The 14,504-nt window shown below is 36.4% G+C and carries 9 protein-coding genes; all 9 read right to left on the minus strand.

From position 1 onward, the window contains the following. Positions 1-19: 19 nt before the first annotated feature. Genes ACFSJT_RS07385 through ACFSJT_RS07425 form a run of 9 tightly spaced genes read right to left on the minus strand, consistent with a single transcriptional unit; the run spans position 20 to position 14,488 of the window. Positions 20-1,573 (minus strand): contractile injection system tape measure protein, encoded by a 1,554-nt coding sequence (locus ACFSJT_RS07385; protein ID WP_378319599.1) that lies wholly within the window; start codon positions 1,571-1,573, stop codon positions 20-22. Further along, the gene (locus tag ACFSJT_RS07390) at positions 1,574-2,488 is read right to left on the minus strand and encodes a DUF6734 family protein (protein ID WP_378319600.1); all 915 of its coding nucleotides are present in this window, start codon (positions 2,486-2,488) and stop codon (positions 1,574-1,576) included. Then, on the minus strand, positions 2,451-4,103 hold the full coding sequence (locus ACFSJT_RS07395) for a DUF6734 family protein (RefSeq protein ID WP_378319601.1): 1,653 nt from the start codon (positions 4,101-4,103) through the stop codon (positions 2,451-2,453). The genes ACFSJT_RS07390 and ACFSJT_RS07395 overlap by 38 nt, the downstream gene beginning before the upstream one ends. 26 nt (positions 4,104-4,129) lie before the next feature. Beyond that, positions 4,130-4,969, minus strand: coding sequence for a DUF6734 family protein (locus ACFSJT_RS07400; RefSeq protein WP_378319602.1), 840 nt, complete (start codon positions 4,967-4,969; stop codon positions 4,130-4,132). 16 nt (positions 4,970-4,985) lie between these two features. Beyond that, complete coding sequence (locus tag ACFSJT_RS07405) at positions 4,986-8,180, minus strand: hypothetical protein (protein ID WP_378319603.1); 3,195 nt, start codon at positions 8,178-8,180, stop codon at positions 4,986-4,988. 54 nt (positions 8,181-8,234) lie between these two features. Continuing rightward, entirely contained in the window at positions 8,235-8,981 is a 747-nt protein-coding gene (locus ACFSJT_RS07410; protein ID WP_378319604.1) for a hypothetical protein, read from the minus strand. 31 nt (positions 8,982-9,012) lie between these two features. Continuing rightward, entirely contained in the window at positions 9,013-13,191 is a 4,179-nt protein-coding gene (locus tag ACFSJT_RS07415; RefSeq protein ID WP_378319605.1) for an eCIS core domain-containing protein, read from the minus strand. A 26-nt stretch (positions 13,192-13,217) separates the two neighbouring features. After that, on the minus strand, positions 13,218-13,646 hold the full coding sequence (locus ACFSJT_RS07420) for a DUF6843 domain-containing protein (protein ID WP_378319606.1): 429 nt from the start codon (positions 13,644-13,646) through the stop codon (positions 13,218-13,220). A 32-nt stretch (positions 13,647-13,678) separates the two neighbouring features. Continuing rightward, positions 13,679-14,488 (minus strand): hypothetical protein, encoded by an 810-nt coding sequence (locus ACFSJT_RS07425; RefSeq protein WP_378319607.1) that lies wholly within the window; start codon positions 14,486-14,488, stop codon positions 13,679-13,681. Between the last annotated feature and the right edge of the window lie 16 nt (positions 14,489-14,504).

The raw sequence follows: 14,504 nt of genomic DNA on the forward strand, positions 1-14,504 counted from the left end.
ATGTATTGGATTTATTCTCTTACCAATCAACAAAGATTAGCTTATCCTTCCATGGCAGTTTAACTATACTTATATTCCATGGTAATCGATCTAAAAGAATATCCTGGGTTTTTCTTTCTACAATAATTTTAGGGTTTTTACCATTCAGGATAAGTTTACCCCGTCTTTGTAGAAACTCATTTCGCATTAAATCTGAAGATGCATTTTTAAGTGCTCCCCAGTTGTGGGTCATAGCATCTAATAGCTCTTCAGATTGTGTTTTAAATTCTTGAGAAATCTCTATATTTCTATTAATTGATAGATGTAATGGTATATTACATAAAAACTTTTCAAAAATCATTTGGTGCTCTGGTTGCTTTTCTTGTTTGGTAGCCAGATAATGCAATAAATGAATCGCCAATTCTGGATCGTTTATTTTATTTTGATCGTTAATCAATTTACAATGCTCAAAGAAATTTTTTAGAAATGGATGAACCAAAATTAAACCGGCATTTTCTATATAATATCCTCCTTCGGGGATTTCTTCTTCATTTTTATTGATTTCTTTAGGATTCTTATTCGCTTTATCTTGTGGCGGAACTATAGCATCTTTTGGTGTTTTTTGAACAGTATTTTGGATACCCTTAGCGTCTTGAGAAATTTTGTTTTGAATCTCAGGAAACTGGCTGTCAATTGATTTAATTACAGTCTCTATCCAATTAGATTTTCGCCTATTCATTTCTATAAACTCTTTTGTTTCCTTAGTATCTATTTCATCTAAACTATCTGATATTCTATCTTGATTTTGATTAGGCTCTCTTGTCAATATATTTTTCCAACGAGACAGGGCCTTATAAAATTCTTGAATATTATTGGTTTGAAAAAATTGAATAATCTCCTCCCAAATTTCAAATCTTAACTCCAGTGATACCGAGGTTATAAACACCTCAAATTCACGATCTAATTTCTGCGGATTAAGAATGGTTGTGCTTAGGGTCTTAAAAATATTATTTAGCGTTTTTTTAATGGCTCTATCAGAGAACTGCTGTATAAATCGTTTTCTGATGTTTTTTTGTTTTAATTTTTCATAAAAAATACTTGCCAAACTCCTGGTTTGGAGAATTTCCTCTAATATATCTTCATCAAATAAAAAAGCAAATAATTCTTTACTTCCCCACCAAGGAGAACTTCCTTTTTCAAGAAAATAAATTAGGGCTCTTGCAGTATTGATATCGGTACTAAAAAATTCCAAACTTTCTTCTGAAAACCATTTATCATCAATTTGTATAATTTGGTCTTCAGACTTTTGTAGTTGTTTTTGTATCGAATTTTCAATACCAGTAACTATCTTTTGTTTTACATCTATTAATTTGAAATCATTTTTTAGCTCAATCTCCAGATCTAATTTGTCAATTCGTAATGTTTTGTCTTTTACCTGTTTTTCAAAAACTTTCAATCTATTTTCTAGTAAAGGAAAAACTTCTTCTTTCAAAAATGAATCCAGATTATCCTTAATACGATACCCTTGTTCTTTAGAGGTCGTATTAACTTCTAGATACATTTTATTGATGATATGTGTTTCCTTTCTCATCATCTAGCAGAGGCATTTCAGGTTTACCATTAATTTTGCGAACTCTTTTGGATAATTCTTAAAGGCATATTCTGCCACATCTTCTAACACTTTTTCTTCTGTTTTGAAATACATCAAATGTGTATACCCGGTTTTTTCTATATTATTAATGTCAGAAGGTGAATGATAATATCCTTCAAAATCTAAATCAGTATTATGGTATGCATCCATAATTGCATTTGCCTTATCCAGTTCGATATGTAGTTCTACATCATTAAATTGATTAATATGTCTAGGATAATGTTCGTATACCTGATCTAATAATCCATTTTTTTGTAACACTTTATAGATATACGTTTGCTCCAGGAACATTACATATTGTGGGATAAGTACGTCATCCAACTTCACATATTGATTCTTATATTTTGTAGTGAAATAGGATTCGTAATACTCATAAATAATTCTTTTATCCAAACATCGAAACAATCCCATATTAAAAAACCTTAAATCTTTGAGTGAATAATCAAAACAAAACTCAATACCTTTATCAAGTAAATACTGATAAATGCGGTAAGGATAAGGTGTTGCTCCTTCATCACACTGAACTATAATATTCTTTTTTGGTACCGGTTTGGTTATAAAAACATCAAAATCAAAATACAAGTATCCCGGAATACTATCAGACAATAGCTTATATGCTATAACTTTGGCGTCTGGAAAAGTAAAATTAGGTGTTGCCTGATCTAATCCTAAATGCACCTTATCATATGGCAATCCCAGATTTCTTATCAAATACTCACCGTATCTATCAGTAATAATATGAACCTCGCCATAGACCTCTTTGATCTTGGTTGCACTTAAGAACATATGAATACACGATTCTATTTTTTTATGGTTGTTCTTAAATGGCTCTGTCCAGAGTATGTGTACTGGTATCATATACTTTATTTCTTTTTTTTGTATGATCAATTTTATACAAATCGATATCTGCCGATTGGTTGGTATTGGGATAAAGTTCAAAATCCATCATTTTATTCTCATAATCAGAATCTTCTAACGCATCCTCAAAACGAATTTTAGTTCTTGGCTTTTCATTAGCAATCCTTTCATGATCTCCATGATCTATGGTATCTTGACATAAATGTGGTGGAGTATCTATTTTTCTAATCCCCAATTTTCGCAAGCGTAACGAAAATTCTGTGTCTTCATAACCATAATTTGAAATCTTGAGATTATAGCCTCCTAGCTTTTTAAAATCATTATGATGCACCATAATACGCCCCAAACTACCTTTTGCACTAGGTAACGTTGGCCTAAGGAAGAAGTTCTTTTCGTTTTCGGCAACCGTAATACAATAGGTCAGAAAACTTGGCCCTACGTAATTATCGGCATCTACATTAATCAAGTATTCTCCTTTTGCCAAATTATGGATTGCATTCTTAGGGAGTGTTCTGTGATAATATTTTGCTGTAGTATTCTTGTAGTAATATAATAATCCATCTTTTATTCCCTGAACAAACCAATCTTGATCAAATAAGTAGTCTTCTAACCCATCTGTAGAATTATAATCCAAAACATTCACGTCTACTTGCCCCCTAAATTGTCTTGCCACCTTTACATTATTTTCTAGCGTAGCCACCAAATGATCAAAACGATTCATAACAACCGTACATAGACTTAATTTAATCAGATTCTTAATTGGACGCTTTGAATTTACCAAATACCCATATTGGGGAAATTCCTCATTAATTTTATTTATAATTTTATCCTGTATCGTTCTAGTATATTTACTGATGTGGGCAAAATGCGTATATCCAATGGCATTAGCTCTTTCCTGGATGGTATCTTTATCTGGTAATATTTGCTCTACACTGGAGTTATTAGCCTTTACTGAGCAATACAGAGAATACTGATCTATAACTCGAGAAGAATCTACCCATGTTGTAGTATCTGAAACTTCAAGGCATTTTAAGTAATTGGACACATATGAATCTTTTAGTTTCATATCATTAAATCCAACAATTCCCGTGTTACAAACAGCATCATAGGTTCTAATAATTTCTTCGACTGCATGCGGTTTGAAATCAACAAGCCATTTAATATTTTTAACATCTTCAAATGTGATATCGTTGCTCTTGGCTAAATGGTCTTCAAAAACTAGAGTATCTATACTCTGAACAATTACATCTGAGGTACATTGTCGTATTTGATGAACCACTTCTTTTTTCTTCAGAATAACATCCCAGTCCATATGTATAAAAGGTCTTGTTTGTTTTGCAATAGCGAATATTTTACCTTTGGTCCAGGTACGGTTGTAATCTAAAAATGTAAGATCTGTAGAAAGATGATCTACAGGAAGGTCTTGAAAATAGTTTACGCTTTCTAAATCGGTTACAATTTCTACTTCGAACCCCCATTTTTTGGCATATAAAACAGAAAGATACAAACAGTTGATCGAGGACTGTAAGATGTCTTCAAGATCATGATCTTTCTTATGTTTGGCCCATCTTTTCTGTAAAGGCGCTGTCCAGAAGCTGTAAACAATTTTATTCATTTATATTATTCCTTATTTCTATTGATTTAAAGACTACCTATAATAGTGTTTTCTAATCTATCCTGAATGGATTTGTATTGGTCTGCAAACTTTATATACATTAACCTCTTTATTTTGTCTATATTTTTTGGATGATATTTGGATGCTCCCAGCAAATGAGTGTATCCTAAATTGTTAGCATACCTTGATTGTTCTTGTATTGTATCTCCGGGTATCAGAACAGTTGGAGCGATGCCAATTACCTTTAACATGCTTGTAAGATTGTATTGCTCTAGCAATAAAGCTATCTCTAAATAACCACGATAATCATCGATAAAAGCATCATATTCTTTTCTATGGTCACTCAAAATACCTTTAAGTATTCTGTAAAATGAAAGGAACTCATCTCTTAAAGCAAAATCCTTAAACCCTATCACACCACAACTCCAAGCGTAAGGAATAGTCGAGTCCCATAAAGGCAAGTTTTTACAATAGTCATCAAAAAATTTAATGAGAGGTTCGTAGCAATAATACCCTATGTCTTTTCTCTCTACTATTACTTTTTCGAATTCGAATTCAATTGGTTGTTTTATAAATATATCTGTATCTACATGTACGAAGGGTTCTCTTTGATTTTCGATGGCATATAGCTTTGGTTCCATCCATAGTTCTAAATCCTGTTTAAAATCTACCTTGACCACTCTACATGGCAATCCTGAAAGATATTCGTAGCCTATCGGGTCTATATACAAAGTAATGTCTTTATACCACATATGCGTATGCAGAATGCTTCCTGCGGTCATATAAATAGTATCATCAAATCTATTACCCATATTCCACCGATTATTGGCGACCGGATACGTATTTAAGCTATAAATAATCCTCATCAATCTTCTTTTTTATTTATAAATCTCCAACTGACATTGATAATGCGTCATCTCCTTCAATACTGCTGTCACCACCATAATAATAGTAATACGTAGTTTCAAATGTGATTGATTCTATTGCAATATCTGTATCACAAAAATCCCGAGCTATAGTAAGTTGTGGAAATATCGTATTGGTAGCGTTTACAGGAAGATTATATGATCTTCTTATCTGTCCTGATGCATTTGGCCTTTCATTTGACAATGGTGAACCATCTCCAAAATCCCAGGTAAATTCGGTAATTGTACTAAGATCGATACCAGAGACAGTAAAGGTTACGATAGCGACCGTTTTCGTTTCATTATATGCAATTGATCTGGTTACAGATGCTTCTGGTTTTTCATACACTCGTACTCCAAAATTTGCACTTTGATTGTTGACTATGAATCGTATACTAGTACCATGTAATTGTCTACTCACTCTTCTCGCATCAAAAGAATATGTGTCATCTGCATTTCTAACAACACCCCCATCAAGACCAGCAGGAACATCTGCTCTAACTACTGCAGTAGCAGGTACAACATTGAATGGTATAGGTTGTGTATTTTCATCAAAACAGATGACTTCGTCTGGTAAGCTTATTTCAATTTCATTTTCATCACAACATAAATAAGGCAGGCAAAAATCGGCCACCACAGGATCTGATATTCTAGGATCTATTTCAAAAGAAAATGCTTCTAAACTAATATCACTATTTGAAACTCGTGCCGCTCTAGTTATTGCTTTCGTTTTTTCGCGAACGGCAACCCCTTCTCTTTCGCTCACTAAAGTAGCTCCACCATCTCCATTGGGTTGCGAGGTTTGTAAATAAAATAACACCAAAGTTCCTCCTGGCGGTACCCCTGCTTTATGTTCTAATCCCAAATTACGGTTAAGATAAAAGGATTTAAAATCTTCACCAAGGATATCTTCATTTTCTATTGGTAATGCAACCACATTAAATCCTAAGCTATTTGATTTTTTGATAGTATTAATTCTACCAACTACTTCTTTATAATTTCTTCCTAAATGTCCCTCTACTCTATAGAAATCACTATCAATACAAAACTCTAATGGCTTTTTTATAGCCAACAAACTATCGTGATAACTTAGATTGGTTTTATGTCTTCCTTGTATGGTTTTATCAAAATCCCAATATTCGATTAACTTTTCACCAACGTTGTAGTAAAACGGAATAGCCTTTTTACTTAATTTACCTAAATTTAGTGAAGGTGTTACTTTTATAAATTGGTAATCTGCATTGTAGTTTGCAAGCTGTGTTACCGCTCTTTTTACCAAAGTAAACAATCTTTGCTCACTTTTTCCTGCACTATAACAAACAGTAAGTTCGTTATTATCCTGATCAATCACGACCTCATCTTCTGTAGTTTCGGGACATAAAACACCCGAATTAATAAGAGATTCATTTAAATTGATAATCTTAACTTCTAGATCTCTAAAATCAGTGGTAAGGAAATAATCTGAAGTATCTAAATCTGTTTCTCCATCAATACTGGCCACAGAATCTGCAGAAACCGCTCTTGGTGCACTGCCTGATAATATACTATTTCGATCAGAATCTACAATATAAATAAATAATTTGGTTTCTCTTTTAATGGCTCCTGCTCTATCCAGAGGAATACTATGATTGCCTGAGTAAGGGCCTGGTTGCTCATCTCCTAATACAATTACAATAGTTGGATCAGGAATCTCGGTATCTAAAATAGACTCTATCACTACCTGATATCCACTTCCCCAAAAATCAGATCCATTTGCTCCTTGCGAAGCTGTAGTACCATAAATATTATCAATCCAATTTTTAAGGGCTGGATCACTTACCGGTCTATAGATGATATGATCGTTTCGTGTATTGTTAATGCTTCCGGACATTCCGATTATTGATATACGTGTTTCTGTTGCCGCGATTGAATCTAAATATCCGTTTAAAGCATCTTTTACAAATGTTATCTGAGACCTGAAGGAACCAGACTCATCTATCACAAAAACAATGTGATTATCGGCTGTACTACCGCCATCTACACAGGGTGAATCATCATCGCCTCCAGTATCAATATCATAAATAAGCTCGATAGGTTCACAACTATCACAAGTAGTCGCTACTAGATCTGCCAGGATTGGTGATTTATAAAACCCATGTCTACATTCATAACAAGGACCAGATTTTTCTACTTCGCCTAACATAAGGTGTTTTGGAAAATCTTTATATCCCGCACAACAATCTGATGTTTCGACATTTAATAATATATCTTTGATTTCGTTATAGGTATCTACCAAATCTTTTAAGGCATCATAGCGATATTGAAAATCATCAGGAATACTCGAAGCATTAAAACCAAAAAGTTCGGTAAGTTGATCCTGTACAACAGTTAGTATACCCGGAGCTTTTAGAGCTGTTAACAGTTTGGTAAACCCTTCTTCTAATTTTTGCACCGTATTATCTGCGATTATAGCATCCAGGAAGCTTTGTTTTAGATCGGTATAGGTATCAAAAATCTCTGGATTGGCAACTACCTTATTCATGACTACCTCTGGCAGGCTGTAATATACATTGGCATAGTTGGTTTTTTGTATGGTTGGATCCTGGCTAATAATATATTCGGCATCGGCTTTGCTAACCAGTAATACACGATGATTTACCACACTACTTTCTCCCTGGTTGTCACATCCCAAGGTAGTACATAAATCGGCATCTTCGATGTAAGACTCGCGATACAACAAAACTACCCTGTCTTTAAGGCCCGATAAGCTGCTTAAAGGCGTAATCCCTTCGCCACTTGATTCTTCAACCAGTTCTAAAAGATTAATTTGCGTTTGCCCTCTATAGAAGAAAGGCTTATAACCTGCATTAGTATTATCATATGTTCTATACCCGCCATACGTTATAGACTCAAAATCTATGGTATAATTACCCTCATCGGCGGGGCGAAACAGATGCATCAAATCTCCGTCTGTGGTGACTCCCACGCCTTGAGTGATGGTAATCTCGCTGGTAGTTTCGTCACAGCTTACCTCAAAACCGCAAACGATCCCAACGCCACTAAGGCATGTTCTGGACAATCGTATCTGATCATCAAAATAATCTACGATTTGGTTTAGGTGCCCCTCGGTAAGTACCTGATTTTTGGTAAACCGTCTAAAATTGGTGGTTATTGCCTCTAATGTCGTTGTCATAACCTTATGTGTGTTTTGTTATTGTATGTTTTTGTTGTCTTTATTCTTTAAAAATTAATATCCTGGTCCAAACGTCATTATATAATCTTTAAATTTCTCCGGATATGATAAATTATCCTTATTAGTTTCTTTATTATAGAAAAGATCTTTTCTAATAATCTGAGCTATCTCATTTTCTATTGCAAGTCTTTTTTGCCAATCATCTGGAATAATTGGTTCATTCAGATGAAAGGCCAAAGATTCATCTCCAGGATCAGTCCTAACCACTCCTTTAATATTGTCAAAATTTTCTCTCCCAATTGCGTTTACAAGTTCTCTTCCGAAAATTGTATACCAATAAATCCCTGGTAAAAATTCGAAAAAATCCCAAATAGATGCTCCTTCCCATCCAACACCAGAACCTTCTACTTTTTTATGTTTCTGATCATTTTCTTCTACACTCTTAATGTTCCCAAATAGCAATTGATTATTCCTTGAGAATAGTTGAACAAAGTTTATTAATTCGCTAATCGAATCAACTTTAGTTTCCTTTAATTCTACTTCTCCTGCCCATATTGAAATTCCTTCTGGAAAGATCGAACTTGATAACCAAAATTTATTAGAACCTTTGAGGATCAAACTGTAATTATTTTCATACATTTCAACGACTTCCTTAGTATCATCTTCAAATTTATTTCTAACAGGTTCTGTATATCCGTATTTAGTAATTTTGAAAAGAGCGTTCTCTGATCTTAAAATTTCTTCAATTGTTGATATCTCAAAATTTTCAGTTCTCAGAAAGACCTTAAATCCTATTTTCATAATTTATTCTTTTGCATGAATGATTTTAAAATCAAATTATTTCATAAATCTTACCCCCTGTGTTTTCTATTGCCTGTTTTAATGGACCCGAAACGTGAGTACTTTCCGCAGTCCCATCCTTAGAATCTCTAACCACTAAGTCGAATTTACGAGGTCTATTACTTATTCTTGTTTTTTCTCCTGAATAAGCTGCTTTATTCTCAATTATCGCCACGTTATCCCTCATTTGAGAATCAAGAGAGATTGTTTTTACATTTTTAACATCTCCAACGACGACACCTTCTTTAAAAATATCTGGAATTCTTGTCCTAAAATTGCCTGTTAAAGCAACATTGTCATATACATCAATGAGAGGTTTAGTTAGTCCAGAAATTCCTGACTCAGTGGAATATTTACTTAGCGATTCGCTTTCTCCAGATTTCCCAAGTTTCCTTGCAGCTCTATGTTCGACATATGGAACAATATCTCCTGGCACACTATATCTAGTCCCTTTATAAACATTTTTGAATTCATGTACGTATCTTACAGAAACCCCATTTTCTACTTGTTCAAGTTGATCCAGTTTTGGTGTATTTTTACCAATAAGTTCAGGAGGTCGCGCTTTAGCAAGATTCTTTTTACTAGTTGGTTTTTTAGGGTTTATTTCCACCTCAATAAAATACTTTCCATCAGAATTATCTTGTTTTAATTCTGCCTTTTGCAACTGATACTTATTTTTTAATCCTGGCAATTCCGCCCGCACCTTTTCAGGACTAATTTCTGGTCTATCCAAAAGCTGACCTCCTTCTCTCGCAGCTGCATCAACATCTCTTTGTTTCTCTTGAGCAGTTCTGGTGTCGGGAGCATCATTGGCGCCTTTTCCCGTAAGCTTCCTAAACAGTTTTCTTGCGGCCTTTTTAATTTTCTTGATTACATTAGTAACTGCCTTCTCAATCTTCTTACGTACCTTTTTGATAATATCCTGCACTTTTTTGGTAAGACCACTAATCCCTAATAAAGAAGCCAGGAATCCAATTAATACCGGTATTGATTTTTTCAAGGCATTTTCTATGGCATTGGCAATAGCACTTACATTACCCGATGCCACCGCTTTTACCCCTTCGATAAAGGCACGCACCATTTCTATGATCTGGCTACCACGTTCTATAAAAAACTTGACAATATCTATGATCAGCATGGCTGCCTTGATAAAGGCCCCTGCTGGATTTAGTAGTCCTAACACCCATTTGATACCTGCTTCTACCACCTTTGAGATAATCATATCTCTTATGGCATCCATCACCATCTCCTTAAGATTCGTAAATTGCTCTTTGATATACTCCCATAGCCCTGCGATACCATCATTGCGTATAATCATGAAAATTTCAAAGGCAGTTTCAACCACTCGAACCACTGGTTCTCCCAGAAGTTTTACTGCTATTCCTCGTACAAAATCCCAAGATATTCCCAGTATCTGTGCCACCAAATTGAAGATCCCGGAAAGACTAAATAGATTATCAGGCATGGTGATACCTACACTGCCAAGAGAACCTGTGAGCCATGCTATGAGACCTTCCTGCATGTGGGAGAGGATGTTACTTATAAAATTGTTTAATCCCTGGCCAACTCCTTCAATCAATAACCCTAAGAAACCAATAGGGTCTTGTATGATAGTACCAATAACACTTAGTGCAGCGCTTAAAAGCTCTGTCAACATGTTTTTGATATTGATAATTGTCTGGATCACACCTGCTACCGCATCTAATGCCATATCGATCAATCCACGGTTCGCTGCCTGCATCTCTTCGATTCGGGCATCTACTTCCTGTAGACTTTCATTGTATTGGTCAGCAAGACTATCGATTAACTCGTCTTGTTTATCATTTACAGATTGTTCTAGCTCATCAAACTGCTCCTGGATACCCTCGGCAGCTTCGCGACCAATTTCCTGTAGATTTTCTGGTAGCGCCGTCACATAATCCTGCACTTCCTGTTTACCCTGTGTAATACGATCTTTGGCGGCAGTTAACTCGGTAGCTACTACATTGGCAATATCGGTTATTACTGAATCCATACGATCAATAAATACCTGGCGGCCATCTACAAAGAATTGATTTACCTCATCGGGTAGCCCGGTAAATACATCACCCACGCGGTTTAAGAAACCTCCAAATCCACCATAACGTTCATCGAGATAGGCGTCCATTTTTCGCTCAACATAGTCCTCAAACGCTTGTTTTGCCCGCTCTGCACCAGCGGTAAACATATCGTTAACCGTGGTATCAAGGTCACTTAGGATAGTCTCTACATCGGTCTTGGTATTTTCGTAAATGGTATTAATCTCACTAGCAATACGCTCACGTTCGGCGGTATCTGTAGTACCTGTTTGCACTTGTTGACCGGCGACCTGGTTTAATAAACCAGCTCGATCCTGATGCATGCCTTCCAGAGATTGCTGACTATTATTTTCTGCACTTGTCTGAGCACTTTGAAGCGTTCCCTGCTCTGCCGTTCTAAATTCACCTGGAGCCTGTTCTGTGTTTTCTTTTGCTTCATTTTTAGAATCCAATGCTGAAGTGAATTCTGGCTCATTGGACTTGGCCAACTGCTCATCAGTAATTTCATTATCAGCCATTTGCTGGTCTACCTCGGACATGTTGTCTTGTAGCGGCTGACTTACCTCTGACTCACCTCTTGCTGGTGGCATGGCATTTTGTGCCCGCACACTATTTGGCGTATCTCCAATCGGTGCAGGAAGCAATGGTGTTATTTCTCGTTCTGGTACTGCTTCTGTATTTGGTTCTTGAGCAGTTGCCTCTGAAATATTACCTGAAGCAGCTGCCTGTTCGTTTTGCACATCTTGTGTTGCCGCATCCCGAACTTCATCTATGTTGTTGTTGTTTTCGAAATCGGCAGCTTCATCTTCATTGGCTGGTAGTTGCATACTTTCGATACGCTGCATGAGTTGTGCTTTAAATGCTTCAGCACTAAACTCGCCAGCTTCCTGTTCTTCCATGGTATCTACCTGCGCAGCCTGGGCACCACTTTGTCTTTCGTTTGCCGGAGATGCCGCTGCTGCCTGAGCACTTCCGGCTGAAGCTGCTGCAGGTTCGTGATCTTGCTGTTCTTCAGCTCTATTATCGACACGTTGTTCTAATTGTTGGAAATTAGGATCTTCCTCTGGACTGCGTGGAGTAGTAGGTTCGGCTTCTGATTCTGCCGCTTCACCTGCACCAGGAGCGCCTTGTTCTACTCCTTCTTGCCCTGGTGGGGGAGTTTCGACAGTTTCACCTGCGGTTTCTTCTACCTGAGTTTCTGGTATCGTTTCGGCTTCGGCCTCTTCAGAAGGAGTTTGGGTGGTACCCGCTCCACCTTCTTTGGTGGTTGCACCCTCTTGAGTGGCAGGGCCTGATGCTCCTTGTTGGATGGTATGGGTGAGTTCGTGCGCTAAGAGTGTTTGCCCTTCGGTTGTTGCCGGATTGAATCGATTTTGATTAAAATGAATATCATTTCCATTGGTAAACGCTTGAGCTCCTAATGACTGATTCATGGCTACAGACTCACTGCCAGTATGTACTCTTACACCACTAAAATCTGCCCCAAAACCAGATTCCATCTGGGTTTGTACTCCACTTGGAAGCGGAGAACCCTGACCCCTTGTATTTCTTATCGACTGACCAATATTGGTAGTACTTAACCCAGAGCTTCCTGGATTTTCACGAGCCTGCACTTCCTCATCTTCAGATTGTGTTTGTACTTCTTCATCCTCCTGTAATTGTACATCTTCCTCCTCAGATTGTGTTTGCACTTCCTCCTCCTGCAGCTGTACATCTCCTTCAGCCATTGTTTGAACCTCTTCCTCTTCCTGCAGCTGCACATCCTCTTCTTCCTGCATTTGAACAGGCTCTTCTTCCTCCATTCGCTGTATAGGAGCATCGGATAAATGTGTTAAAGGTTGAATACGCTCTGCAATTGGTTTTTCCTGAATATTTTCATCTTCGGTCATGGTTTGTACCGAAATAGGAGAAGAAGAAATATTAGAATGTGTACCGTTTTGTTGCTTATTTACAACCTGATCGGCTACATGATCCGCTTCAACTTCATATTTATCACCGGGCAGTCCCACCTTCAATTTAGGTTGGATAAACAAGTCGCTTCTGTTTTTTGGCTTAAAAACAGAAGGAGTATTGTTTCCTTTGGTTGCGGTATTTGCCGTTTTAGGTGTAAACATCGTACTATCTGATTAAAATGATCAGGCTATAATTTATTTAGTTCTTTACTTTCAAATTTGAATTCGTTAAAATGCTTTATAGCATCTTTTTTACAGACCATAAAAGCTGAAATGTTATAGGTTTCATTCTCTATTTTTTTCTTTCCAGTCATGCCATTATATATACATATATCATCTGCGTCTTCTACCTTATGCTCTTGAAAAATTTCTTTTTTATTTTGTGACGCATCCACATAAAAATATTGATCATATATCAGTCCATAGGTTGGGGTAAACTTTGTTTTCAGCACCCCAGTTTTTGGAATCACATATAACCTTTTTTCGCCTTCGTACATTTCTTCCTGGCCGTTTGGATGATTATAAACCACCACTACCTCACCTATATACCCATCAGGTATCAGATAAATAGCAGGGTCACTCACTTCCTGCTTACATGAAAAAAGTAATAAGGTCATACTTGCCATATATATTTTAAACAAAACCTGCATCATACTTCAAATGTATCTCCTACACTTAAATCGGTAGAAGTATTTAAATTAACCATTCCCGGACCATCATTTTTACCCACTTTGTAGGTATATAAATAATTCTTTGTTCCGTTTATTTTCACATAGGCTTCGTATGCAGGAAAATTATTTCGTTCGCCTACAAATAGGATTAAGGCACGATATACACCTTCTGTTTTTACAATTCTAGCCCATGCTTTTACTTCAAAATCAATATCAGGAGCTACTATAGAAAAAGGATAAGAAGCCTCACCTACCAAATTAAAACCTGTATAATCCTGGTGATCTTCGTGCTCTATTTTTCCTTTATCTGGCGCTGTTTTACCGATTATATTTTTAATTCCTACTATTTTTTTTATTGGCCTTCCACCTACATCCATTCCTGGGTAAAGTGGAGTCTGCCCTATAATTTGATAAACCGGATCAGCTTGGTGAGATTCTCCGACCCCCTGACGGGATGTTCTACTTACCAGACTTTCTCCATTAAATTGCATAATCCCTTTTTGCCATATCCTAGAGGTACCCTCTTGATTGTAGCTTCTATTATCGCTGGCAAATAGCTTTTCGCTAAAGGGATCAGGCTCTTTTTTCCAGGCTTTATTGCCTTGATATACTGGAGCATTTAAGACATTAGGAATAAAAGCGTTAAATCCCATTTCAATATTAATATTTGCACTTTGGCTTGCTTCCTGCTTAGGCTGAATAAATAAATCACTTCCGTCTTTTGGTTTAAAAACGGAAGGAATATTATTTCCTTTGGATGCAGTTTTTGTTGTCTTTGATGCAAACATAGTGTTCGTATTACCT

Source organism: Aquimarina celericrescens (assembly GCF_042682765.1).
Classification (GTDB): Bacteria; Bacteroidota; Bacteroidia; order Flavobacteriales; family Flavobacteriaceae; genus Aquimarina; species Aquimarina celericrescens.